The 25,229-nt window shown below is 58.6% G+C and carries 23 protein-coding genes; 12 read left to right on the top strand and 11 right to left on the bottom strand.

The annotated features are described in order from the left end of the window. Positions 1–206 precede the first annotated feature (206 nt). On the top strand, positions 207–887 hold the full coding sequence (locus K5R89_RS07225) for an AroM family protein (RefSeq protein WP_072096489.1): 681 nt from the start codon (positions 207–209) through the stop codon (positions 885–887). A gap of 77 nt (positions 888–964) precedes the next feature. Next, complete coding sequence (ppnP, locus tag K5R89_RS07220) at positions 965–1,249, top strand: pyrimidine/purine nucleoside phosphorylase (RefSeq protein WP_002890284.1); 285 nt, start codon at positions 965–967, stop codon at positions 1,247–1,249. Positions 1,250–1,321: 72 nt separating this feature from the next. Here the strand turns inward: ppnP and rdgC are convergent, their stop codons facing one another. Continuing rightward, positions 1,322–2,233 (bottom strand): recombination-associated protein RdgC, encoded by a 912-nt coding sequence (gene rdgC / locus K5R89_RS07215; RefSeq protein ID WP_002890285.1) that lies wholly within the window; start codon positions 2,231–2,233, stop codon positions 1,322–1,324. 91 nt (positions 2,234–2,324) lie between these two features. On the opposite strand from rdgC, the gene mak reads away from it, so the two are divergent. After that, complete coding sequence (mak, locus tag K5R89_RS07210) at positions 2,325–3,239, top strand: fructokinase (RefSeq protein ID WP_023288578.1); 915 nt, start codon at positions 2,325–2,327, stop codon at positions 3,237–3,239. A 74-nt stretch (positions 3,240–3,313) separates the two neighbouring features. On the opposite strand, the gene sbcC is transcribed toward mak, so the two are convergent. Both sbcC and sbcD read right to left on the bottom strand, forming a co-directional pair. After that, a complete protein-coding gene (gene sbcC, locus K5R89_RS07205; RefSeq protein WP_217259269.1) occupies positions 3,314–6,451 on the bottom strand; it encodes an exonuclease subunit SbcC in 3,138 nt (1,045 codons plus the stop codon). Continuing rightward, positions 6,448–7,653 carry an exonuclease subunit SbcD gene (sbcD, locus tag K5R89_RS07200; protein WP_217259268.1) on the bottom strand — a complete coding sequence of 402 codons (1,206 nt, stop codon included), beginning with the start codon at positions 7,651–7,653 and terminating at the stop codon, positions 6,448–6,450. The genes sbcC and sbcD overlap by 4 nt, the downstream gene beginning before the upstream one ends. 182 nt (positions 7,654–7,835) lie before the next feature. On the opposite strand from sbcD, the gene phoB reads away from it, so the two are divergent. The 5 genes from phoB to malZ all read left to right on the top strand — a co-directional run bounded on the left by phoB (position 7,836) and on the right by malZ (position 15,005). Continuing rightward, positions 7,836–8,525, top strand: a complete 690-nt coding sequence (phoB, locus tag K5R89_RS07195) for a phosphate response regulator transcription factor PhoB (protein ID WP_004204861.1) — start codon at positions 7,836–7,838, stop codon at positions 8,523–8,525. 21 nt (positions 8,526–8,546) lie between these two features. Next, positions 8,547–9,842 carry a phosphate regulon sensor histidine kinase PhoR gene (gene phoR / locus K5R89_RS07190; protein ID WP_023288581.1) on the top strand — a complete coding sequence of 432 codons (1,296 nt, stop codon included), beginning with the start codon at positions 8,547–8,549 and terminating at the stop codon, positions 9,840–9,842. A gap of 414 nt (positions 9,843–10,256) precedes the next feature. Further along, a complete protein-coding gene (gene brnQ / locus K5R89_RS07185; RefSeq protein ID WP_023288582.1) occupies positions 10,257–11,576 on the top strand; it encodes a branched-chain amino acid transporter carrier protein BrnQ in 1,320 nt (439 codons plus the stop codon). An 86-nt stretch (positions 11,577–11,662) separates the two neighbouring features. Then, positions 11,663–13,036 (top strand): proline-specific permease ProY, encoded by a 1,374-nt coding sequence (proY, locus tag K5R89_RS07180; RefSeq protein ID WP_132134263.1) that lies wholly within the window; start codon positions 11,663–11,665, stop codon positions 13,034–13,036. 151 nt (positions 13,037–13,187) lie between these two features. Next, a complete protein-coding gene (gene malZ, locus K5R89_RS07175; RefSeq protein WP_048296839.1) occupies positions 13,188–15,005 on the top strand; it encodes a maltodextrin glucosidase in 1,818 nt (605 codons plus the stop codon). On the opposite strand, the gene K5R89_RS07170 is transcribed toward malZ, so the two are convergent. Next, positions 15,002–15,904, bottom strand: coding sequence for a LysR substrate-binding domain-containing protein (locus tag K5R89_RS07170; protein ID WP_023288585.1), 903 nt, complete (start codon positions 15,902–15,904; stop codon positions 15,002–15,004). The genes malZ and K5R89_RS07170 overlap by 4 nt on opposite strands. Positions 15,905–16,170: 266 nt before the next feature. On the opposite strand from K5R89_RS07170, the gene K5R89_RS07165 reads away from it, so the two are divergent. The 3 genes from K5R89_RS07165 to K5R89_RS07155 all read left to right on the top strand — a co-directional run bounded on the left by K5R89_RS07165 (position 16,171) and on the right by K5R89_RS07155 (position 19,387). Then, a complete protein-coding gene (locus K5R89_RS07165) occupies positions 16,171–16,812 on the top strand; it encodes a hydrolase (RefSeq protein ID WP_002890357.1) in 642 nt (213 codons plus the stop codon). A 136-nt stretch (positions 16,813–16,948) separates the two neighbouring features. Next, positions 16,949–17,494, top strand: coding sequence for an antibiotic biosynthesis monooxygenase (locus K5R89_RS07160; RefSeq protein ID WP_217259267.1), 546 nt, complete (start codon positions 16,949–16,951; stop codon positions 17,492–17,494). Positions 17,495–17,518: 24 nt separating this feature from the next. Next, entirely contained in the window at positions 17,519–19,387 is a 1,869-nt protein-coding gene (locus K5R89_RS07155; protein WP_217259266.1) for an amidohydrolase, read from the top strand. A gap of 58 nt (positions 19,388–19,445) precedes the next feature. Here K5R89_RS07155 and fba read toward each other — a convergent pair whose 3' ends face one another. The 5 genes from fba to K5R89_RS07130 form a co-directional block, all read right to left on the bottom strand. Next, positions 19,446–20,300, bottom strand: a complete 855-nt coding sequence (gene fba, locus K5R89_RS07150) for a class II fructose-1,6-bisphosphate aldolase (RefSeq protein ID WP_072199152.1) — start codon at positions 20,298–20,300, stop codon at positions 19,446–19,448. Positions 20,301–20,335: 35 nt separating this feature from the next. Beyond that, a complete protein-coding gene (locus K5R89_RS07145) occupies positions 20,336–21,298 on the bottom strand; it encodes a carbohydrate kinase family protein (protein WP_032453579.1) in 963 nt (320 codons plus the stop codon). 65 nt (positions 21,299–21,363) lie between these two features. Then, complete coding sequence (locus K5R89_RS07140) at positions 21,364–22,755, bottom strand: PTS ascorbate transporter subunit IIC (protein WP_032453580.1); 1,392 nt, start codon at positions 22,753–22,755, stop codon at positions 21,364–21,366. 20 nt (positions 22,756–22,775) lie between these two features. Then, positions 22,776–23,063, bottom strand: coding sequence for a PTS sugar transporter subunit IIB (locus K5R89_RS07135; RefSeq protein ID WP_017898931.1), 288 nt, complete (start codon positions 23,061–23,063; stop codon positions 22,776–22,778). 5 nt (positions 23,064–23,068) lie between these two features. Then, positions 23,069–23,512, bottom strand: a complete 444-nt coding sequence (locus K5R89_RS07130) for a PTS sugar transporter subunit IIA (protein ID WP_217259265.1) — start codon at positions 23,510–23,512, stop codon at positions 23,069–23,071. A 55-nt stretch (positions 23,513–23,567) separates the two neighbouring features. Here K5R89_RS07130 and K5R89_RS07125 point away from each other — a divergent pair, with 55 nt between their 5' ends. Further along, positions 23,568–23,714 carry a hypothetical protein gene (locus tag K5R89_RS07125; RefSeq protein ID WP_049013822.1) on the top strand — a complete coding sequence of 49 codons (147 nt, stop codon included), beginning with the start codon at positions 23,568–23,570 and terminating at the stop codon, positions 23,712–23,714. Positions 23,715–23,858: 144 nt separating this feature from the next. On the opposite strand, the gene K5R89_RS07120 is transcribed toward K5R89_RS07125, so the two are convergent. Then, entirely contained in the window at positions 23,859–24,461 is a 603-nt protein-coding gene (locus tag K5R89_RS07120) for a peroxiredoxin (protein WP_217259264.1), read from the bottom strand. Positions 24,462–24,588: 127 nt separating this feature from the next. Continuing rightward, positions 24,589–25,170: an ACP phosphodiesterase gene (gene acpH, locus K5R89_RS07115; protein WP_023288592.1), complete on the bottom strand. Its 582-nt coding sequence runs from the start codon at positions 25,168–25,170 to the stop codon at positions 24,589–24,591. Between the last annotated feature and the right edge of the window lie 59 nt (positions 25,171–25,229).

Here is a 25,229-nt window from a genome sequence, read left to right as displayed (position 1 = left end):
ATCTCACACTTTTTATTTATCAGTCGTACTAATGAATATCTAACACACGGATTTTTCAGGCGCGCCGCCGCCGCCGGGCAATCTTTACATTCTACTGCGGCGTGGAGCTGCTACGCTTCTCGACGGTTGATTTTTACTCACCAGGGGGGCGAATGCTGTGTGTGGTAAGCCTGTGTTGAAGCAGTGGTAGTGAAAAGGTACATGATATGAGTAGTGCAACGATGGCAATTTTGACCATCGGCGTTGTGCCGCTGGCGGGAGTATTACCGCTCCTGACCGAACATATCAGGGAAGAACAGATCGCTCACATCAGCCTGCTGGGCGAGATGACGCGTGACGACGTGATGGCAGAGTACGCCGTGGGTGACGGCGAACAGGGTCTCTTGACCCTGCTCAGCGATAACCAGCTGGTGATGGTGTCGCGACAAAAAATTGAACGTGATGTTCGCAGCGTGATCGCCATGCTGGATCGACAGCATTTTGATGTGATCCTGCTGCTCAGCTCCGAACAGCTGACCGGTTTTACCACCCACCACGCGATCCTCCTCGAGCCGCAGCGGATCATTCCGCCGCTGGTGGCGTCGATCGTTGATGGGCACCAGGTCGGGGTGATCGTGCCGGTGGAAGAGATCATGCCCATGCAGCGACAAAAGTGGCATTCACTGGAGAAGTCGCCGTACTACGCGCTGGCCAACCCGTTTACCGGTAGCGACAGCGAGCTGTTAACCGCCGGTAAAGCGCTGCTGGAGCAGGGCGCCGACGTGCTGGTCCTCGACTGTCTTGGTTACTATCAGCATCATCGCGATGTGTTACAAAAAGCCCTTGATGTCCCGGTTTTGCTGTCGAATGTGCTGGTTTCCCGACTGGCGGCAGAACTATTAGTCTAATGTGTTAATTTCACGTGACAGGGGCAAGGAGCGCCCCCTATATTGAGCCTTTCAACGACGATCAGAAGGGCTTGTTTATGCTTCAAAGCAATGAATACTTTGACGGAAAAGTGAAATCCATTGGCTTCACCAGCAGCAGTACCGGTCGCGCCAGCGTTGGCGTGATGGCGGAAGGGGAATACACCTTTGGTACGGCGCAGCCGGAAGAGATGACGGTGGTCAGCGGGGCGCTGAATGTCCTGCTGCCGGGTGAGACTGAGTGGAAAGTTTACGCCGCCGGCGAAGTCTTCAATGTGCCAGGCAACAGCGAATTCCATCTGCAGGTGGCTGAGCCAACCTCTTATCTGTGCCGCTATCTGTAAGCCAGCGTAACGCCCGGCGCTTGCCGCCGGGTTGTATTTTTCCTTCCTGCCAGGCAGGAAGGAAAGCGGCGCTTAGCGCTGCGCTTCGCCGCCGAGCCCTTCCACCAGGCTTTGGATCAGGGCAGCCAGTTCGCCGGTCATTAAGATAAAGTCGGCGTCAAAGCGCTGGGCGAAATCTTCCCGATCGATATCTTCGTTTTGGTCGCGTAATTCATCGCAGAACTTGAGGCGCTTAATTGACGCGTCGTCGCAGATCACAAACTGAATACGCTGCTGCCAGTCCAGCGCCAGCTTGGTGACGACCTTCCCGGCCTCAATATGCACAGCGATTTCGTCGCTCACCAGATCCTGCTTCTTGGCGCGGATCACGCCGCCATCTTCCAGCATCGCTTTCAGCTCGGCTTCGTCCAGCAGCTGGAAGCCCTGCGCCACGGTGCCGGAGCGGACCCACTCGGTCAGCGTCAGCTCAATCGGATTCTCCAGGGTCAGCGGCACCACCGGCAGCGAGCCGAGGGTTTTACGCAGCAGGGCCAGGGTATCTTCCGCTTTCTTCGCGCTGGCGCAGTCCACCATGATCAGGCCGTTGACGGTGTCGATCCACATCATCGTCTGGCTGAAGCGGCTGAAGGCGCGCGGCAGCAGCGAGTGCAGCACTTCATCTTTCAGGGAATCTTTCTCAGTTTTCTTCAGCTTGCGCCCCTGATCGGCTTCCAGCTTCTGGATCTTCGCCTCCAGCGCCTGCTTGATCACCGGTGACGGCAGGATCTTTTCTTCTTTACGCGCGCAGATAATGATCTGGCCGTTCGCCGTATGCGTCAGCGCGTCGCTGTGCGATCCCATCGGCGATACCCAACCGGTTTTCGCCATATCCTGGCTGCCACAAGGGGTAAATGTCAGCTCGGCCAGCTGTTTTTCCATCTCCTCGGCGCGCAATTCGATATCGCGGCTGAGACGGTAAACCATTAAATTTTTGAACCACAGCATGATAATTTCCACGGCTTTGTCGTTAAATCAGGCGGGCATGATAGCGAATTGTCGCTATGCTTGCATTGTTAATCGGGGTGAGGAGCTGAGCGTGCGTATTGGTATTGATTTAGGTGGCACAAAAACCGAAGTGATAGCCCTGAGCGACCAGGGAGAGCAGCTGTTTCGCCATCGGTTACCCACGCCGCGGGAGGATTACCGGCAAACCATCGAGACTATCGCCACCCTGGTGGCGATGGCCGAGCAGGCGACCGGACAGCGTGGCACCGTGGGGATGGGGATCCCGGGCACGATTTCGCCCTATACCGGGGTGGTGAAAAACGCCAACTCGACCTGGCTCAACGGCCAGCCCTTTGATAAGGACCTCAGCCTGCGCCTCGACCGTGAAGTGCGGCTGGCTAACGACGCCAACTGTCTGGCGGTGTCGGAAGCGGTGGACGGCGCGGCGGCGGGGGCGCACACGGTGTTCGCGGTGATTATCGGCACCGGCTGCGGCGCGGGCGTGGCGCTCAACGGGCGGGCGCATATCGGCGGCAATGGTAACGCCGGCGAGTGGGGACATAACCCATTGCCGTGGATGAACGACGATGAGTTGCGCTACCGTGCGGAAGTGCCTTGCTACTGCGGTAAACAGGGATGTATCGAAACCTTTATCTCCGGCACCGGCTTTGCCACTGACTACCAGCGGCTGAGCGGCAAGGGGTTAACCGGCAGCGAGATTATGCGCCTGGTGGGGGAAGGTGACGAAAAAGCCGAACTGGCGCTGAGCCGCTACGAGCAGCGGCTGGCGAAATCGCTGGCCCACGTGGTGAATATCCTCGACCCGGACGTTATCGTGCTGGGCGGCGGGATGAGCAACGTCGAGCGGCTGTATCAGACGGTGCCGGACCTGGTGAAACAGTGGGTCTTCGGCGGCGAGTGTGCAACGCCGATCCGCAAAGCGATGCACGGCGACTCCAGCGGAGTACGCGGCGCGGCATGGCTGTGGCCGCTCCAGGGGACCTGAACCGCTCCCCCTCACCCCGACCCTCTCGCTCCGGAAGAGGGTTAGGGTGAGGGGACATCGCAATGATTCAAACCTCACTCCACCGCAAACGCTCTGTCCAGCCGACTGTAGCCCAGACCATTGATCTTCTTCACTTTGATCTGCACCGGAATGCGATCTTTCATCGCCTCCACGTGGCTGATCACCCCGATAATCTTGCCGCTGGCGTTCAGCGCGTCCAGCGCGTCCAGCGCCGTGTCCAGCGTTTCGCTGTCGAGGGTGCCGAAGCCTTCATCAAGAAACAGGGAATCAATTCGCGTCTTATGGCTCACCAGATCTGACAGCGCCAGGGCCAGCGCCAGGCTGACGAGGAAACTTTCGCCACCGGAGAGGGTGCGGGTGTCGCGCACGGCGTCGGCCTGCCAGGTATCGACAACCTCCAGCTCCAGCGCTTCGCTGGCTTTGCGCTGCAGCAGATAGCGCCCGTGCAGGCGGTTAAGCTGCTGGTTTGCCAGCCAGACCAGATTATCCAGCGTCAGCCCCTGGGCGAATTTGCGGAACCGGTCGCCGGTGCTGGAGCCGATCAGCGAATTGAGATAGCCCCAGTCATCCGCCCGCTGCGCCGCCTCTGCAATCTGTCGCCCCAGCGCCTGCTGATGTTGACGGCTCTCTGTGTCCTGCCTGAGCTGCTGGCGGATCTCGCCCTGGCGGGTGGTGTTGTCCCGCAGCCGCTGGGCCAGGGCGTGCAGCTGGGTTTGCAGGGCGGGGATGTCCGCGTCCGTCTCTTGCGGACGCAGCGCCAGGTGCGCCTGCTGCTGACGGGTTGCCTGCTCGCAGAGCGCCGTCGCCTGCTGAAGCTGCTGCTCCAGCGTCTGTTTTAACTGCGTCAGCCGCTGGACGGTCTCGTCATCCAGCAGCGCGGCGAGAAACGCCTGCCGATCGCTAAAGCGGCTGGCGGCCAGGGCGGCGGTAAATTGCGCCTGCGACTGGTCCAGGCGCGCCTTCTCTTCGGTCTCCAGCTGCTGCTGGGCGACAAGCTGGCTGTGCAACGCCAGGCACTCCTCATGGATAGCGCGCCAGTTGTCGGGAACCACCGGCTCAGCTTCAGCCTCTGCCTCGTCGCTGGCTGGCAGCGTCTCCAGCAGCGGCTGCAGAGCGGCAATCTGCTCCTGAATGGCGCCATGCCGGGTCTGTTGCGCCTGCCACTGGGCAAATTCGCTTTCGCGAGCGTTCAGCCAGGCGGCTTCTGTCCCTTCTTCCGGCAGGTTGAGCGTCAGGGTCTGCAGGGCGCTTTCCAGCCCCTGGCGCGTGGCCGTCAGCTGCTGCTGAGCCTGGCGCGCCAGCGCCTCCTGATCGTTAAGCTGGCTCTGCAGCATCAGGCGCTGGCTGAGCTGGTAGAGCTGTTGCTCGTAGCGCTCCTGCTCCTGTATCCAGTCGTTTATCTCTTGCGCAATATCCCGCGTGACCTGAAGAGAGGCGCAGGTTTCCTGCCACGCTTTAGTGAGCGCTTGCTCTTCCTCAGCGAGCCGCCCGGCCGCTTCGGTTTCACGCTGGAGCTGCTGCGTCAGGGCGTTGACCTGCCCGAGGATCAGCAGACCTTCTTCTTTCAGCGCGGCGACCTCTTTTTCCAGCGCATCGCGGCGGCGTTGGTTATCCGTGACCGTCAGCGAGGCGTATTGTTCAATCGCCGGGTGTTCACAGGAGCCGCACAGCGGGCAGGGCTTACCGGCCTCAAGCCGGGCGCGGTAACCTTCCAGATCTTTAATCGTTTCTTCCCGCTGGCAGAGCGCCTTCAGGTCGAGATAGTGCTGGTTTTTGTCTTTGTACTGCTCCCGGCGCTGCGCCAGGGTGGCGTTGAGTTTTGCCTGCTCCGCCTGCGCCTGCTGTACGCTTTCGGCGTTCTGGCGCAGACGCTTGCGCAGCAGCTGATGCTGTTCATGAAGGGAGAGCAGCCGCTGGCGCAGCGGTCGCGACTGGGTTTGCTGCGCCATCGCCGCCGCAACGTCATCGGCGGTCAGCGACAGAGGGCTGGCCGGTAGATCGGCCAGCTTCTGGCGCAGCGCGGCCAGGCGGGTGGTCTGGGCCGTCAGCTGCTGTTTATCCCGAGTCAGCTGCGAAAATTGCGCCCGCCAGCCGGCGATCTCCTGGCCCCATAAGCGAAATCGCTCATGGGCCGCCAGCCACTGCGCCAGGTCGGCCAGTTCAGCCTGACGCTGCCGCTGGGCATGCAGGGCGCTACGGCGAATGCGCGCGCGCAGCGCCGTGCTGGTAAGTAAGCGAGCATTCACTTCATTGATTCGCTGGCGGGTTTGCGCCAGGCCTGCCGCGTGCTCCTGTTGCCGCTCCCATAAGGGGCGCAACTGGGCGGCGGGTTGGGCCAGCTCAAGCCTGGCGAGCGCCGGCGCGGCGTCGGCCAGCGCCTGACGGGCCTGCTGCTGGCCGCTGGCCGCCTGCTGCTGCTGCTGCGCCAGCTCATCGCGACGCGTTAGCCACTGAAGCTGCTGCTGCTGGTTTTGCTGCTGCGCCAGCAGGGCTTTCTCTTCGTCAGTAAGTACCTGCAAACTTTCCTGCAGCGCCTGCTGCTGGGCCTCCGTCAGCAGGACGATGCCCGCCGCCTGGGCTTCGAACTTCTCCAGCGTATGGCGAGCGGCTTTGTGCTGCTCATAGACCATCGCCGAAATCTGACCGTAGATTTCCGTGCCGGTCAGCTCCTCCAGCAGCTCCGCGCGATCGCTCGGCTTCGCGTTCAGAAAGGCGGCAAATTGCCCCTGGGAGAGCAGCATCGAGCGGGTGAAGCGGCCATAGTCGAGGCCGGTGAGCGTCGCGGTTTGCTCCAGCTTATCCGAGACCTTATCGGCGAGGATTTTGCCGTCGGCGCAGCGCGCCAGCTCGACGCGGGGCGCCTGCAGGTTGCCATCTGGCTGGTTACGCGCCCGGTTCTGGCTCCAGAAGGCGCGGTAGGCGATGCCTTTCACTTCAAACTCCACCTCCGCCAGACACTCGGCGGTATCGCGGGTCATCAGGTCATTTTGCGACTGGGAGACTTTATTCAGGCGCGGCGTCTCGTGATAGAGCGCGAGGCAAATGGCGTCGAGCAGGGTGGTTTTCCCGGCGCCGGTGGCGCCGGTAATGGCGAACAGGCCGTTGCTGGCGAACGGCTCGGCGGTAAAGTCTATCTTCCATTCCCCTTTCAGGGAGTTGAGGTTTTTCAGACGCAGACTGAGGATTTTCATGCGTTTTCGTCCTCCGCGGTGAGCGTATGCAGCGTATGAGCGAACAGCTCGTGCAGCCGGGCGCGCTTCTCATCGTCAATCTCGGTCAGCGCCAGCCGGCGCTCGAACACCTCTTCCACCTTCAGTTCGCTGAGGGTCTCCCGCTGGGCGTTGAGCAGTATTTTCTCGCGCTGCTCGCGGCTGCGGCGCACCAGCAAGACTTCCACCGGCAGATCCTCCGTCAGCGCCTGAATATGACGCTGAATATCGTGCAGGTACTCCTCGGTGGTGATTTCGATATCCAGCCACACCGGCGGGTCCTGTTCAACGCCGCGCCACTGCGCCAGCTGGGCGGTGATGGCGGCCAGATCGCCTTTGATGACCGCCAGCGGCTGGGTGACGGGCACCTCAAGGGTCTCCACGGCGCTGAGTCGCCCATCGCTAAAGCTCACCAGATGCACCGATTTCGCTTTACCGGTTTCATCAAAGCTCAGCGGCAGCGGCGAGCCGCTGTAGCGGATGTGCTCGCAGCCGCCAACCACCTGCGCCCGGTGAATATGGCCCAGCGCAATGTAGTCGGCAGGGGGGAAGTGCTGCGCCGGGAAGGCATCCAGCGTGCCAATATAAATGTCGCGAACGGCATCGCTTTTGCTGGCGCCGACGGTGGTCAGATGGCCGCTGGCCATCACGGGCAGCGGCCGATCGCCGCGCAGGGCGCAGGCCTGCTGATACTGCTCCTGATAATAGTCGCTGATGGCGTGCAGCAGCTGCTGCTGTTTTTCCCGACCGGAGTGGCCGGCCTGGCTGGTGACCAGCTCGCGCGGGCGTAAAAACGGCACCGGGCAGAAGATAGCGCCTGGGGTGCCGTCGCGCCGCGGCAGCTCAATGGGCGGGCAGCCGGCGTTCGCCACGACGGTGGTGTGTAAAAAGGCGAGGATATCGCGGGATTCATTGAGCATCGCCACCGAATCGTGGTTGCCCGCCAGCACCACCAGGCGACAGCCGGTCTGCTGCAGTTGGACGACAAAGCGGTTATACAGTTCGCGAGCGTAGCTCGGCGGCGATCCGGTATCAAAAATATCGCCGGCCACGATGATGGCGTCGACTTCATGCTCCTGCGCGCGGGCCAGCAGCCAGGTCAGGAAGGCGTCATGTTCGGCCGCACGGCTTTTGCTGTAAAAATTCTGGCCCAGGTGCCAGTCGGAGGTGTGAAGGATGCGCATAAATCTTCCCTAGCGAAAAAAGCATGAGCGGCAGTATACCATTTGTCGGAGAGGGGTAAGTCCGCGTCATGCTTCAAAATACCCGATCGTCAGACGGTCATTTTTTTCATAAATCTGTCACAAAAGTGACGCATAATGACGCCGCACTTCTATACTGATGGCTAAAAAACACAGGGTAAATAATGGCGAGAAGAATTCTGGTCGTTGAAGATGAAGCTCCAATCCGCGAAATGGTCTGCTTTGTTCTGGAGCAAAATGGCTTTCAGCCTGTCGAAGCGGAAGATTATGACAGCGCGGTGAATCAACTCAATGAACCCTGGCCTGATTTGATTCTCCTTGACTGGATGCTGCCGGGCGGTTCGGGGCTGCAGTTTATTAAGCTGCTCAAGCGCGAGGCGATGACCCGGGATATTCCGGTGGTGATGCTGACCGCGCGCGGAGAAGAAGAGGATCGCGTTCGCGGCCTGGAGACCGGGGCGGACGACTACATTACCAAGCCTTTCTCACCGAAGGAGCTGGTGGCGCGAATCAAAGCGGTGATGCGCCGTATTTCGCCGATGGCGGTGGAAGAGGTGATTGAAATGCAGGGGCTGAGCCTCGATCCCTCATCGCACCGGGTGATGACCGGCGAAAGTCCGCTGGACATGGGGCCAACGGAATTTAAATTATTGCACTTCTTTATGACCCATCCGGAGCGGGTGTACAGCCGCGAGCAGCTGCTGAACCACGTCTGGGGAACCAACGTCTATGTGGAAGACCGCACGGTAGACGTCCATATTCGCCGCCTGCGTAAAGCGCTGGAACACAGTGGCCATGATCGCATGGTGCAAACGGTTCGCGGCACGGGGTATCGTTTCTCCGCCCGTTTCTGAATTTTGACAGGAGTGTGACCCGTGCTGGAACGGCTGTCATGGAAAAGGCTGGCGCTGGAGCTCTTTTTAGCGTGTATTCCGGCCCTGATTCTGGGGGCGTTTGTGGGTCATTTGCCGTGGTTTTTACTGGCGGCAGTGACCGGTTTGTTGATTTGGCATTTCTGGAATTTGATGCGCCTGTCGTGGTGGCTGTGGGTGGACCGGAGCATGACCCCTCCGCCCGGCCGCGGCAGCTGGGAGCCGCTGCTGTATGGTCTGCACCAGATGCAGATGCGTAATAAAAAGCGTCGACGTGAGCTGGGAAGCCTGATCAAACGCTTTCGCAGCGGGGCGGAATCCCTGCCGGACGCGGTGGTCCTGACCACGGAAGAGGGGGCCATTTTCTGGTGCAACGGCCTGGCGCAGCAGATTTTAAACCTGCGCTGGCCGGACGACAGTGGGCAAAACATTCTTAACCTTCTGCGCTATCCTGAATTCGCCAACTACCTGAAACAGCGTGATTTTTCAAAGCCGCTCAATCTGGTGCTGAATAATGCCCGTCATCTGGAAATTCGCGTGATGCCCTACAGCGACAAACAGTGGCTGATGGTGGCGCGCGACGTGACGCAGATGCATCAGCTGGAAGGGGCGCGGCGTAACTTTTTCGCCAACGTCAGCCATGAGCTGCGCACCCCGCTGACGGTGCTGCAGGGCTATCTGGAGATGATGCAGGAGCAGGTGCTGGAAGGGGCGACCCGTGAAAAGGCCCTGCACACCATGCGTGAGCAAACCCAGCGTATGGAGGGGCTGGTGAAGCAGTTGCTCACGCTGTCGCGTATTGAAGCCGCGCCGGCGCTGGCGATGAATGACCGCATCGACGTGCCGATGATGCTGCGGGTCGTGGAGCGCGAGGCGCAGACCCTCAGCCAGGATAAGCAGACGCTGATTTTTACCGTCGATGAGCAGCTCAAGGTGCTGGGCAACGAGGAACAACTGCGCAGCGCCATTTCTAACCTGGTCTATAACGCGGTGAACCACACCCCGCCGGGCACCGAAATTCGCGTCAGCTGGCAGCGAACGCCCCAGGGGGCGCTGTTCAGCGTCGAGGATAATGGGCCGGGCATTGCGCCGGAGCATATTCCCCGTCTGACCGAGCGCTTCTATCGGGTGGATAAGGCTCGCTCCCGGCAAACCGGGGGCAGCGGCCTGGGGCTGGCGATCGTCAAACATGCGGTCAACCATCATGACAGCCGGCTGGAGATCGACAGCACGGTGGGCAAGGGAACCCGTTTTAGCTTCCTGCTCCCGGAACGATTAATTGCCAGAAACGACGCCTGAGCGGCGCGCTGTCAGCTTATCTTGCCAATGACCAGCTTCGGCTGGTCATTTTCCCTGTCAGTCGTTTTTCTCTTGCCTATTTAATGAACGCACGCTGCTTTTTTGTTCGCATGATAAGCCACGGGTTTTCCATCAATATGGTAAATGATTCTGGTGTGAAACTGATAACCAGCATAATCATCTGCTTTTGCGATCGTGCCTTGCTTTAAAACGTTATAAGCGTTTAAATTGCGCCTGCGCAGTCGATGACAGACTGCTTTTGCGTGGTAATACCAAAAACAATTCTTTCCCACGCCGCTTCGGGAGCATATCTCGCTGAGTTTACCGGCAATCGCCGCTGTATCGTCCCTGAGAGGGTAGCGCGGTATTTTTCCATTTTTTTACAACACCACATCCACAGGCAGTAATGAATTTATGACCCATCAGTTAAAATCTCGCGACATCATAGCGTTGGGCTTTATGACCTTCGCGTTGTTCGTTGGCGCAGGCAACATTATTTTCCCGCCGATGGTTGGCTTACAGGCGGGCGAGCACGTCTGGACGGCGGCGATCGGCTTCCTGATCACCGCGGTGGGTCTGCCGGTGCTGACGGTGGTGGCGCTGGCGAAAGTCGGCGGCGGCGTTGAAAGCCTGAGCACCCCGATTGGTAAAGTGGCTGGTATCCTGCTGGCGGTGGTGTGTTATCTCGCGGTGGGACCGCTGTTCGCGACCCCGCGCACCGCGACCGTCTCTTTTGAGGTCGGGATTGCGCCGCTGACCGGCGACGGCCCGCTGCCGCTGCTGATCTACAGCGTTATCTACTTCGCGCTGGTGATCCTGGTCTCGCTCTATCCGGGCAAACTGCTGGATACGGTGGGCAATTTCCTGGCGCCGCTGAAAATTATTGCCCTGATTGTGCTGGCGGTCGCCGCTATTGTCTGGCCGGCAGGCCCGATCAGCGACGCGCTGGAAGCGTATCGTACCGCGCCATTCTCCAATGGCTTCGTCAACGGCTACCTGACCATGGACACCCTCGGCGCGATGGTGTTCGGGATCGTGATTGTTAATGCCGCACGCTCCCGCGGCGTCAGCGAAGCGCGTCTGTTGACCCGCTACACCGTCTGGGCGGGCCTGATGGCAGGCGTCGGTCTGACCCTGCTGTATCTGGCGCTGTTCCGTCTGGGCTCGGATAGCGCCACCCTCGTGGACCAGTCCGCTAACGGCGCGGCGATCCTCCACGCCTACGTGCAGCATACCTTCGGCGGGGCGGGCAGCTTCCTGCTGGCGGCGCTGATCTTCATCGCCTGCCTGGTGACGGCGGTGGGCCTGACCTGCGCCTGCGCCGAATTCTTTGCCCAGTATCTGCCGTTCTCCTATCGCACGCTGGTCTTTATCCTCGGCCTGTTCTCGATGGCGGTCTCCAACCTCGGTCTGAGCCACTTGATTCAGGTATCGATTCCGGTGCTGACCGCTATCTACCCGCCGTGTATCGCACTGGTTGTATTAAGCTTTACCCGCAGTTGGTGGCATAATTCGTCCCGTGTTATCGCGCCGGCCATGTTTATCAGTCTGATGTTTGGTATCATTGACGGGATTAAGTCATCGGCGTTTGCCGCTATCCTGCCGGCCTGGACCGCGCGTCTGCCGCTGGCGGAGCAGGGCCTGGCCTGGCTGATGCCGACCGCCGTGATGGCAATTCTCGCGGTGATCTGGGACCGTGCCGCCGGACGTCAGGTGACCTCCAGCGCGCACTAACCGGCGTTGAGGACAAGCGTTTAACCACGGGACTTCGGGTTCCGTGGTTTTTTATTTTTTGTGTTAAACGGCATTGAAAAACCACGATGGAAAGTAGTAACAAGCTTAAGCGCGGGCTAAGCACCCGGCACATTCGCTTTATGGCCCTGGGTTCCGCCATCGGCACCGGGCTTTTTTACGGTTCAGCCGACGCGATTAAAATGGCCGGACCCAGCGTACTGTTGGCCTACATTATCGGCGGCGTCGCGGCATATATCATTATGCGCGCGCTCGGTGAGATGTCGGTGCATAACCCTTCCGCCAGCTCATTCTCCCGCTATGCCCAGGAAAACCTCGGCGGACTGGCGGGGTATATCACCGGCTGGACCTACTGCTTTGAAATCCTGATTGTCGCCATCGCCGACGTCACCGCCTTCGGGATCTACATGGGCGTCTGGTTCCCGACGGTGCCGCACTGGATCTGGGTGCTCAGCGTGGTGTTGATCATCTGCGCCGTCAACCTGATGAGCGTCAAGGTGTTTGGCGAGCTGGAGTTCTGGTTCTCGTTCTTCAAAGTGGCCACCATCATCATCATGATCCTCGCCGGGTTCGGCATCATTATCTGGGGGATCGGCAACGGCGGCCAGCCGACGGGGATTCATAATCTGTGGAGCAACGGCGGCTTCTTCAGCAACGGTTGGCTGGGAATGGTGATGTCGCTGCAGATGGTGATGTTCGCCTACGGCGGTATTGAAATCATCGGCATTACCGCCGGCGAGGCGAAAGATCCGGAGAAATCCATTCCACGCGCCATCAACTCGGTGCCGATGCGCATTCTGGTGTTCTATGTCGGCACGCTGTTCGTCATTATGTCTATCTATCCGTGGAACCAGGTGGGTACCGACGGCAGCCCCTTTGTCCTGACCTTCCAGCATCTGGGCATTACCTTCGCGGCCAGCATTCTTAACTTCGTGGTCCTGACGGCCTCGCTGTCGGCGATTAACTCCGACGTGTTCGGCGTGGGCCGTATGCTGCACGGCATGGCCGAGCAGGGGAGCGCGCCGAAGGTGTTCGCCAAAACCTCGCGTCGCGGTATTCCGTGGGTGACGGTGATGGTGATGACCATTGCGCTGCTGTTTGCGGTATACCTCAATTACATCATGCCGGAAAACGTCTTCCTGGTGATCGCCTCGCTGGCCACCTTCGCCACCGTGTGGGTGTGGATTATGATCCTGCTGTCGCAGATTGCCTTCCGCCGCCGTCTGTCGCCGGAGGAGGTCAAGGCCCTGAAATTCAAAGTCCCCGGCGGGGTGGCGACCACGGTTATCGGCCTGGTGTTCCTGGCGTTTATTATCGCCCTGATCGGCTATCATCCGGACACCCGCATTTCGTTGTATGTCGGTATGGCGTGGATTGCGCTGCTGCTGCTGGGCTGGGTCTTTAAGACCCGTCGCGAGCGCCGCCTGGCGCAGGCTCAGTAATCGACATCGCCCCGGTCAGCATCGCGCGACCGGGGCGGCTTGCCGACCCGCGTCCTCCCCCGTTATCCTCCCCCAAAAAATCCTGTGACGATGAGTTCTGCGCCTGACGGCTATGGCAAGGTGTGCCCATTCTGCACAATGAGGATTCACGATGTTGAAGGCATGGCACCTTCCGGTTGCACCCTTTATCAAGGTGCAACAGGACCGACTGTTTATTACCCTGTGGTTAAGCGGTGAGTCGCTGCCGCAGCGGATCACGCTGCGCGCGGAAGAAGATAACGAAGAGCTGTCGCTGCCGATGCAGCGCCTCCGCCAGGCGCCGAGGCCGGGGGTGGTGGCATGGCGCGGTGAAATCCATCTCGCCAGCGGTCAGCCGCGCCGCCGCTACAGCTTTAAGCTGCTGTGGGCCGATCATCAGCGCTGGTTTACGCCGCAGGGCTTCAGCCGTTTCCCGCCGGCCAGGCTGGAGCAGTTCGCCGTCGACCTGCCGGACGCCGGCCCGCAGTGGGTGGCCGATCAGGTTTTCTATCAGATTTTCCCCGATCGCTTTGCCCGCAGCGCTGCGCGTGACGCCGAACAGGACGCGGTCTATTACCATCACGCGGCGGGACGGGAGATTGTGCGCAAGGCGTGGGACGAACCGCTTACCGGCGAGGCGGGCGGTTCGACGTTCTACGGCGGCGATCTCGACGGCATCAGCGAAAAACTGCCGTACCTGAAGCAGCTCGGCGTGACCGCCCTGTATCTGAACCCGGTCTTCGCCGCCCCCAGTGTGCATAAATATGACACGGAGGATTATCGGCGCGTCGATCCGCAGTTTGGCGGCGACGCGGCGCTGCTCCGCTTGCGCCATAACACCCAGCGGGCGGGAATGCGCATGATCCTCGACGGCGTGTTCAACCATACCGGCGATTCCCATCCCTGGTTCGACCGTCACCAGCAGGGCAGCGGCGGCGCCGGCCATCATCCGGACTCCCCGTGGCGCGACTGGTTTACCTTCTCCGGGGAGGGGCAGGCGCACAACTGGCTGGGTTATGCCAGTCTGCCGAAGCTCGACTATCGGTCGACCAGCCTGGTCAACGAGATCTATGCCGGCGAGGACAGCATCGTACGCCACTGGCTTAAGGCGCCGTGGAGCATGGACGGCTGGCGTCTGGACGTGGTGCATATGCTCGGCGAAGGCGGCGGGGCGCGAAATAACCTGCGGCATATCGCCGGCATCACCCAGGCGGCGAAGCAAACGCAGCCGGAAGCCTTTGTCTTTGGCGAACATTTTGGCGACGCGCGCCAGTGGCTGCAGGCGGATGCCGAAGATTCGGCAATGAACTACCGCGGCTTCACCTTCCCGATCTGGGGATTCCTTGCCAATACCGATATCTCTTACGATCCGCAGAAGATAGACGCCCAGACCTGTATGGCGTGGATGGATAATTATCGCGCCGGGCTGTCGCATCAGCAGCAGCTACGGATGTTCAATCAGCTCGACAGCCATGATACGGCGCGTTTTAAATCTCTCCTTGGCAAAGACGTAGCGCGCCTGCCGCTGGCGGTGGTGTGGCTGTTCAGCTGGCCGGGGGTACCGTGCATCTACTACGGCGACGAGGTGGGCGTGGATGGCAATAACGATCCGTTCTGCCGTAAACCGTTCCCGTGGGATCCGGCGCTGCAGGATACCCAGCTGCTGGCGCTGTATCAGCGGATGGCGAAACTGCGTAAAGCGCAGCAGGCGCTGCGCTACGGCGGCTGCCAGGTGATTTACGCCGAGGATAACGTGGTGGTGTTTGTCCGCGTCTATAAACAGCAGCGGGTGCTGGTGGCGATTAACCGCGGCGAAGCCTGCGAGGTGGTTATCGAGGATTCGCCGCTGCTGGACGTGGGGGCCTGGACGCTGCAGGAAGGCGCCGGCGCCTTCCATGACGGGGTGCTGACCCTCCCGGCTATCTCCGCCTGCGTCTGGTCAGGCCGTTAACGATAGAGCTGGCTCAGCAGGTCGTCGCGGAGGAGCGCCTCCCGCCACCAGCGCTGAGCCAGCCCGTCATTCCCGCTGCGCCAGGCCATGTAGGTGATATCTTTTTCCCGCCAGCAGGCGACGCTTTTCTCCACCAGACAGCCTTTTTCCAGCCACGGGCGGGCGATATGACGCGGCAGAAAGCCGCAGCCCAGCCCGGCGCACAGCAGTTCGACTTTGCTGGCGAAATCATCGACGCCGATTTGCGGTTGTTCATCAAGCAGGTTGCTGTTCAGCGGATGGCAATAGCGGGCGCTGTCGCGGATCACTACCGCCCGGTGCTGGCTGAGCTGCTTATTGCTGAGCGGCGCTTCCGCGCCGGCCAGCGGGTGGGTCGGAGCGACCACGAAAATGTTATCCAGCGCGCCAAGGGTTTGCCATGACCACTCGGCGGAGGTAGGCGGCTCATTGATGGCGCCGAGGATAATATCCGCGCCATGGTGGGTCAGCTCTTCCCACGAACCGGCGAGGGTGTGATGACTGAAGTTCAGCCGCGTCTGCGGGTTTTGCGCGTAGAACTCGGCGATCAGCGGCAGCAGGGCTGAAAAGGGAAACGAGGCGTCGAGGGCGATCGCCAGCTCTCGCTCCCAGCCGGCGCTTAGCTGCTGGGCCTGCTTTTCCAGATCTCTGGCGGCGCTCAACAGCTGGCGTCCTTTCTCGAGCATCAATCGCCCGGTATCGGTAAACTTCGCCCGGTGACCGGAGCGATCCAATAAGACAATGTCCAGATCGTTCTCCAGCTTCTGGATCATATAGCTCAGCGCGGCGGGGGTTTTATACAGCGACTCCGCGGCGGTGGCGAAGGATCCGTGTCGGTCCAGCGCATCAAGGATCATCAGAACATCAAAGTTTACGCGCATCAGGGGTTTCCATTAATTTATTTTCCCTTGTTGTACCTAAGCGCAATAATCAATGCCAGTGAATAAATCAGAACAGTTTGACGTAAAAATTTGATGAAAGCTGGCGTGAGTCAATACTAACCGCCGACAAAATATAAGTCACAAAAAAAACTTTAATAACTTGTTAGAAATAACTGGCTATACTCACCATGCTTTATCAGTCAGGATCTACACGACGCATTAACCATCATGTCATCTTTTTAACTCATTGATTAAGAAGGTATTTAATGTCTATTCGTGAACTGCTCGATCCCACTAATTCCGCCCTTATCTTTATTGATCATCAACCACAGATGTCATTTGGCGTGGCGAATATCGATCGCCAGACCCTCAAAAATAACACCGTGGCGCTGGCCAAAGCCGGCAAAATTTTTAATGTACCGGTGATTTACACTTCCGTAGAGACCAAAAGCTTCAGCGGTTATATCTGGCCGGAATTATTGGCTGTGCATCCTGACGTCAAGCCGATTGAGCGTACTTCAATGAACTCCTGGGAAGACGATGCCTTCGTTGCGGCGGTGAAAGCGACCGGCCGTAAAAAGCTGGTGATCTCCGCTCTGTGGACCGAAGTTTGCCTGACGTTTCCGGCGCTGATGGCCCTGGAGGCGGGCTACGAAGTGTATGTGGTCACCGATACCTCCGGCGGTACCTCTGTCGACGCCCATGAGCGTTCTATTGACCGGATGGTGCAGGCGGGTGCGGTGCCGGTGACCTGGCAGCAGGTGTTGCTGGAGTACCAGCGCGACTGGTCGCGCAAAGCGACTTACGATGCGGTCATGGACCTGGTGCGCGAACACAGCGGCGCCTACGGGATGGGCGTGGATTACGCTTATACCATGGTGCACGGCGCGCCAGAGCGTAAAGCGTAACTCACTTCATCCTTCAAGCTGCCTCTTTGTTGGCTGCGTTTGTCCGCCCCGACGCAGCATGAATGATGTTGTGCAGAGCCATTTATCGCTAATGGCAGGAGCAATCCTGCCATTCCCCTGAAGCAAGGAACTCTTTATGGCGCAGCAAAAATCGGTGACCCTGGTCATCAGCCATCTGCTCGATCCGCAACACGGCCAGCGCTACGAAGAGTGGCTCGGCAAAATCATGCCCATCGCGGCTGAATTTCCCGGCCATCTCGGGGCGAATGTGATCCGGCCCGCCGCAGGGCAGAATCTGTGGAGCGTGATTATCCGCTTCGACACCCTGGAGCATCTCTACGCCTGGACGCAGTCGGAAACCCGTCGTCAGCTGGTGGCGGAGATTGCCCCGCTGCTGACGGAGGGCGATCGGACGGAGGTGCGGACCGAACCGGCCTTCTGGTTTACCCCGCCGGTGGCGAATGTGCGCCAGCCGCAGCGCTGGAAACAGTTTCTGATCACCCTGCTGGTGATTTTCCCCAGCACCAACCTGGTGCCGGCGGTGACCGGCATGCTGTTGCCCTCGCTTAAGGGGAGCCTGCTGCTGCACCTGATCAATGATGCCTGCGTGGTTGCGCTGGTGGTCTGGTTCTGGATGCCCATCGTGACCCGCCTGTTTGCTGGCTGGTTGAAGAAAAACTGAGTCAGCCTCCCCAAGGAGTGCGTTATGTCGCAAACTGCCACACTGATTCTGACCCACGGCCAGATTCATACCCTCGATCGCGCGAATCCGCTGGCGGAAGCCGTGGCCATCGCCGACGGAAAAATTGTTGCCACCGGAAGCCACGATCGGATCATGAGCTTTGCCGCCGAGGGGACGCAGATCGTCGATCTCAAAGGGCATACGGTGATCCCGGGCCTCAACGATTCTCACCTGCACCTGATCCGCGGTGGGTTGAACTACAACCTTGAGCTCCGCTGGGAGGGGGTGCCCTCGCTGGCCGATGCGCTGCGAATGCTCAAGGAGCAAGCGGATCGCACACCCTCCCCACAGTGGGTGCGGGTGGTCGGCGGCTGGAGCGAATTCCAGTTCGCCGAACGACGGATGCCGACCCTGGAAGAGCTAAACGACGCGGCGCCCGATACGCCGGTGTTTGTGCTGCATCTCTACGATCGCGCGCTGCTGAACCGCGCGGCGCTGAAAGCTGTGGGATATACCAAAGAGACGCCGGATCCGGCGGGCGGCGAGATCGTCCGCGATAGCCACGGCAGCCCGACCGGGATGCTGATCGCCAAACCAAACGCCATGATCCTCTACGCCACCCTGGCCAAAGGGCCGAAGCTGCCGCTGGATCTGCAGGTGAACTCCACCCGCCAGTTTATGCGCGAGCTGAACCGGCTGGGGCTGACCAGCGCCATCGACGCCGGGGGCGGTTTCCAGAACTACCCGGAAGATTACGAAATTATCGAACAGCTGCACGCGAAAGAGCAAATGACTGTGCGCATCGCCTACAACCTGTTTACCCAGCGGCCGAAGCAGGAGCTGGAGGACTTCGAACGCTGGACCGACATGCTGAAGCCGGGGCAGGGGACCGACTTCTATCGCGCCAACGGCGCCGGCGAGATGCTGGTATTTTCGGCGGCGGATTTTGAAGATTTCCTGCAGCCGCGGCCGGATCTGCCGCAAGGCATGGAGGATGAGCTGGAGCGGGTGGTGCGCCACCTGGTGGAACATCGCTGGCCGTTCCGCCTGCATGCCACCTACGACGAGTCCATCAGCCGGATGCTGGACGTGTTTGAGAAGGTGAACCGCGACATTCCGTTTAACGGCCTGCACTGGTTCTTCGACCATGCCGAGACCATTACCGAGCGCAACATTGAGCGGGTGAAGGCGCTGGGGGGCGGCATTGCGGTGCAGCACCGGATGGCCTTCCAGGGCGAATATTTTGTCGATCGCTACGGCAAAGAGGCGGTGAAACATACGCCGCCGGTGGCGAAAATGCTGGAGCTGGACGTACCGGTAGGGTTGGGGACCGATGCCACCCGCGTCGCCAGCTATAACCCGTGGACCGCGCTGTACTGGCTGGTCTCCGGGCGCACCGTCGGCGGGATGGCGATGTATGACGATAACAACCGGCTGCCGCGCGATGTCGCGCTGGAGCTGTGGACGGCGGGCAGCGCCTGGTTCTCCAGCGAGCAGGGGAAAAAGGGCCGTCTGGCCGCCGGTCAGCTTGCCGATCTGGTGGTGCTGTCGAAGGACTATTTCAGCGTCGCGGAAGAGGAGATCAAAGGCATTGAGTCGGTGCTGACGGTGGTTGACGGCAAAGTGGTGTATGCCGCCGGTCACTTCTCGCCGCTGGCGCCGCCGCCCATTCCGGTGCTGCCGGAGTGGTCGCCGGTGGTGAAGGTCCCGGGCCATTACCGTTCCGCTCCGCCGGCGGCGGCTAAAATTGGCGCCATGGTACAGATGCACCAGTGCTGCGGTAGCTGCGGCGTTCACGGCCATCAGCATGATATCGCGCGGAAATCGTCGATCCCGGTCTCCGACGAACAGGCCTTCTGGGGCGTGCTGGGCTGCTCCTGCTTTGCCTTCTGATGCCTGACGCCTCCGCCCCGGTAGCTAAGGGGCGGAGGTCTCAGCCACCTTTCACGCATCAATAGCGCTGCTGTGAGCCAAATAGCGCCATGCGGCGGGCAATCATCTCGCGTACCGGCTGCAGCCCCTGGGCGATCACTTTCCGCGGATCGTTCACATCGTGCCCGGTATCGGCAGCGAAGATCGCCTTCACCTGCTGGCACCAGGCGTACATATTTTCGGTATTAACGTTAATCTTGGCGGTGCCGCAGGCAATCGCCCGGCGCATATCCTCATCGGCAATACCGGTGCCGCCATGCAGCACCAGCGGAACCTTCACCCGCTCGGCAATGGCTTTCATCTCGCTAAATCCCAGCCTGGCTTTGCCTTTATACAGGCCATGGGTGGAGCCCAGCGCGGCGGCGAGGCAGTCCACCTGGGTTTCTGTCACCAGGGTGTAGCACTCCTGCGGATCGGCATAGATGACTTCGGAATTGACAATGCCGTCTTCGCTACCGGCGATAGTCCCCAGTTCAGCCTCCACGGAGATACCTTTGCTGTGCGCCAGCGTCACCAGGTGGCGGGTAATGGCCAGGTTTTCCCTGAACGGCAGATGTGAGCCATCAAACATAATGGAACTGAAGCCGGCGGCGATCGCCGCTTCGCAGGCCTCCCGGGTGGTGCCATGATCCAGATGCAGCGCCACCGGAACATCAATATGTAAATACTCCATGGCGTTAACCACGATGTCATGAATACATTTTAACCCGAGCATATGCTTAACCGTGCCGCCGGACACGCCCAAAATAACCGGTGAGCGGCACTGCTGGGCGGTGCTTAATACGGCGCCAACCCACTCCAGATTATTAATGTTGAACTGACCGACGGCGTAGCCGTCCCTCAGGGCATGCTGAAGCATGTCCTTCATCGACACTAACATATTCACCTCTTGATATTTATTAAATACAGTTATTCTTCAAAATATTGCTTTAAGTTTCTCTCGTAGCTATTTAACGAGTGGTGGACGACCGCCAGGTCCGGCATAGATTCCCGTACCCCTTTTTTCTCAATAGAAATGGCGGCAGTGAGGCTGGCAAATAAAATAATATTATCTATGTGCCATGAGTAGTGGACGCCATAGGTGAAGGCGCCGTGAAATACATCCCCGGCTCCGGTGGTATCCACGGCATTGCACAGCCAGGAAGGAACGATCTGCAGCATACCGCTTTTTAAAAAAGCGCAGCCTTTTTCGCCAAGGGTAATAAATGCCTCGCCGCGGCAAATTTTATTCAGCTCAATCAGCGCTGCTTTAATTTCTGCTTCGGTGCTCAGCGAGCGATAGCTCATATAGTCGCGGGCAAAATGTTCGCTCACCACAAAATAGTCGGTCCAGGCCGCCAGTTTAATATTGCTGGCACGCAGTGACCCACCGTCCATCACGACTCTGGCGTTGGGCAGTTTCTTAATTAAATATTCACTGATTTCCGCCTCATGGCCGTCAATTAAAATAGTGACTGGCTCCTCGGCGGCAATCAGTCGCTCGGCGAGATCGTCCAGTTTGAGCTTTTGATCGTAGGTCAGGGAAGGCGGTGTTTGCATCTTGCGGGTAATAATCGTCCGCGAACCCGTTAAGCGATTGACGAGCACCGAGGCCAGCGGGGTGATCATGTCATCGGAGAAAACCACCTGGCTGGTATCCACGCCCGCTTCGGCAAACTCATCGATAATGCGCTGACCGTAAAGATCCTGATGCAGATGGCCGATGTAATAGACCTCCTCCCCCCATAATCCCAGCAGCCAGGCCGCATTGGCCGCCGGGCCGCCGCCGCTTTCGATAAAATCATGACAAAAGTTTTTAGTATTCTCCTGGGGCCATTCATTGAGAAAGAAAAACTGATCGAAACAAGCAAATCCAATGGACAAAATAGCCATAACCACTCCTGATTATTTGTCAGCGGCGGGAAGCTTGACCGTCCCGCCGGGAAAAATGACCTTGCTTATTCATTTTTCTGCTTGGCGATAAGCTCCTCATAGCTGAGCGTGTTGCCCACCACCCGTACCTGACGGAAGCAGAAAGGCGCCAGCAGCGCGACGAGCAGCGCCAGACAAATCAGGTAGATAGTGACCTGGCCAAACTGGGTAAACGCGTTACCGATAATGATGCCCCACACCGCGAAGTCGAAATCGGCGAAGGTGCTGTTTTCAAACCCGAGGTTGCCGAGCGCCGGCAGCAGCATCGCCGGCAGGAAGGCCAGGAAGATCCCGCCGATAAAGGCGGCGATGATACAACCGCGCTTACCGCCCAGCTTGTCGGCAAAGACCCCGGAGGTACCGCCGCAGAAGAAGTGCGGCACCATGCCGGGAATAATCAGCGCCATGCCCAGTCCGCCGAGCATGAGCATCCCGACCAGCCCGCCCACAAAGGAGCTGATGAATCCCACCACCACCGCGGTGGGGCTAAAGGTGAAGAACACCGCGCAGTCAACGGCCGGGATGGAGTCTGGGATCAGTTTCTGGCTGATGCCCTGGAATGCCGGCACCAGATCGCCCAGGATCAAGCGCACGCCGTTGTAGACAATGGCTACGCCAACGGCGAACTGCAGACCGGTCAGCACGGAGAAGATCAGCATGTTCTGGTCGGTGATGGTGCTCAGGTACGCCGACCCGGCGACAGCGCTGCAGACAAAGTAGATGACAAACATCACGATACCGGTGGTGACGGTGGTATCGCGCAGAAAACCCCATTTCTCTGAGATTTCGGTATCGGCGAAGGAGTTTGCCGGATTACCGGTCCGGCTGGCGATCCACGCCGAGAGGTAGTAGCCCAGAGAGCCGAAATGGCCCATGGCGATCCCGCCGTCCTCGGTCACCTGCCTGGTGTAACGCTGGCCAATGGCGGGGGAGATGGCCGACCATGAGCCCAGCAGGAATCCGCCGATCAGGATCAACATCCAGCCCTGGAACTCCGCCGCCTGCAGGACGGCGGAGAACAGGCAGGCGAGAAAGAATGAGTGATGACCGGTGAGAAAGATATATTTATATTTTGTGCAGCGGGCAATGATCAGATTGAAAATAAAGCCCAACAGCAAAATACTCATGGTTTCCACGCCCAGCATCTTCTGGGCGACGGAGACAATGGCTTCATTGTTCGGAATAACGCCGCGGATATTAAATCCCGCTTCGATAATGCCGCCCAACGGGTTGAGATTGGCAACGATAACGCCTGCGCCAGCGCTCAACATCAAATAGCCTAAAATCGGCTTTAATGTGCCGGTAAGGAGTTTGTTGCCGGGGGAGCGCAGCGCCACTAAGCCAACGAAGGCGATAAGCCCCATTAAAAAAGCGGGTTGACTGAATATTTCCGTTAAGAAACTAAGAATAGCCTGCATGGTCGTTCCCTCTATGCTGATTAAGAGTGAGTCGCAGCAATTTTCATCAGCGCGTCGGTAATATCCTCGGCGATTTTTGCTTTATGGACATAGCTGCGAATAATGGCGACATGACAGTGGGCCGGAAATTGATTTGCCAGTTCTTTGATCGTGACATAAAGGTCGGCTTTTTCCCCGACGGCGTTAGCAAAATCGACCGAGGCGACGTCCGCTTTGATACCTAATTCTTCACAGATCTTCTTCACATTATTCGCAGCCATCAATGAACTGCCAATACCGTTACCACAAACCGTTCTGATAACTAACATAATGACTACTCCATTTGTTTTTGGATGAAATGTAAGACTGAATTCACATCAGTTTCCTGCTGAAGAAAGGTCACGATATCTGACTCGATCAGCGAGGCTATCAGTTGGATCATTTTGATATGACTGTCAGCATCGGCGCCGGCGATGGCGATGACGACGTTAACCGGATCGAACTCATCGTGGCCGAAGGTCACTGGCGTGGCGGTGGTGACAAGCGAAAATCCGGTCTGCAATGCCCCTTTTTCCGGGCGGGCGTGCGGCATGGCAATCCCGTCATCTATCACGATGGCGGCGCCAAAATCTTCGTATACCGTCAGCATCTCGCTGACATATTCTGCGCTGCAAATCTGACGCCTGGCGAGTAATGAACCCGCCAGTTCGATGGCCTTTTCCGCATGGGAAATATTCTGCTTCAGGGCGATTAACGTCGGGTCAAAAATAATATCCATTCTCTTCTCCTGAACGTATTCCTGTTCCTGAGTAAAATCATGACCAAATACATTGATAAAAATGATGGATGAGATCACATCCGCGGTTTTAAATATTGATGGCGATCACATCGACGGCAAAGTGCCGGCAGAAAACTATATAAATAATTTATATTATTTTCAGTGGGTTACGGAGTGGTTGAGATTTGTCGCTGAAATTTGACAGAGAAAAAATGAGAGGTAGAGCGAAATTTTTCGGCAGAAGTGTATTCCTGGTCACAAATATCGCCGGGTCATTTTCTTAAATTTTGACGTCGCTAACAAAAAAGGCCCGCCTGAGCGAGCCTTTTATAAAAACGTGTGCCGATTACAGGCTGGAGACGTTTTCGGTCAGGTATTTTGCAACGCCTTCCGGAGAGGCAGCCATACCTTCTTTTCCTTTTTCCCACTGCGCCGGGCAAACTTCGCCGTGCTCTTCGTGGAACTGCAGCGCGTCAACCATGCGCAGCATTTCGTCGATGTTACGGCCCAGCGGCAGGTCGTTAACCACCTGGTGACGAACCACGCCGTTGGCGTCGATCAGGAAGGAACCACGCAGGGCAACGCCTTCGTCCGGATGCTCGATACCGTAAGCTTTCTGGATTTCACGTTTGATGTCAGCAACCATCGCGTATTTAACCGGGCCGATGCCGCCCTGGTCTACCGGGGTGTTACGCCATGCGTTGTGCACGAACTCGGAGTCGAAGGAAACGCCAACCACTTCTACGCCGCGTTTCTTGAATTCTTCGTAACGTTTGTCGAACGCGATCAGCTCAGACGGGCAAACGAAGGTGAAGTCCATCGGCCAGAAGAACAGAACGGTAGGTTTACCGTTGGTGTGCTGTTTGAAATTGAATTTCTCAACGATCTCACCATTACCCAGCACAGCGGCTGCAGTAAAATCCGGCGCTTGACGAGTGACCAGAACCATTTGATTCTCCTGTAATTACTAAGGTTATTTAAAACGCAACGCCGGCAAGTATAGAGCCTGTCCGCCAATAACACAAAGAGGCACTGACAATCGTTCAGCCAGCTTTTACCTATCAATGTCGCAGCGATTACAGCTGTTTGTTTTTCGCCTGACGCATCATCTGCGGATAAAAGCGCCAGAACTGCCCCTCCAGCCGGTCGTAGTGGGTATCCAGATCCTGCCAGGAGTCGCGCAGCGCCTCGAGACGCGGGCGGCGGCTGGCCATGCCGTTAAGCACGCGCTGAATAAAATCCATCTCCTGATAGCGCTCCAGCCAGCGCTCCGACCACAGATATTGGTTGAGATTGACGAAGCGGGGCGGCGAGTCGGGCAGGATGGGGACGATCTGCCGCTCGGCGTAGCGCACGAACTCCTCCAGCGGCAGGTCAGGGGAGAGCTGCGCCCAGTGCTGCGACAGGAAATGATCCCACATGACGTCGAGGGTGATCGGGGCGACGCGGCGGGTCTGCGGGCGAAACCACTCCCGCGCCTCTTTGACTTCCGCCAGGTTGTCAGTCAGCACGTCAATCCGCCGATGCATATAGATGCCGTCAACAATCTCCGCCGGATAGTCGCCCTGCGGGTTGCCGCGCACAAAGTCGGCCATCAGATTGCCGGGCAGCGAACTGTCGGCGAGATGGGCCAGGTGCAGGTGGGCGAGAAAATTCATAGTGACGACATCCTTCAAATACTTTCTGGCGGGCAGAGTGAGCGGTGTAGCGCTGCGCG

It is taken from the genome of Klebsiella sp. TF21-TM (genome assembly GCF_019753495.1).
Classification (GTDB): Bacteria; Pseudomonadota; Gammaproteobacteria; order Enterobacterales; family Enterobacteriaceae; genus Klebsiella; species Klebsiella quasipneumoniae.
This window is presented reverse-complemented; position numbering and strand designations above follow the sequence as displayed.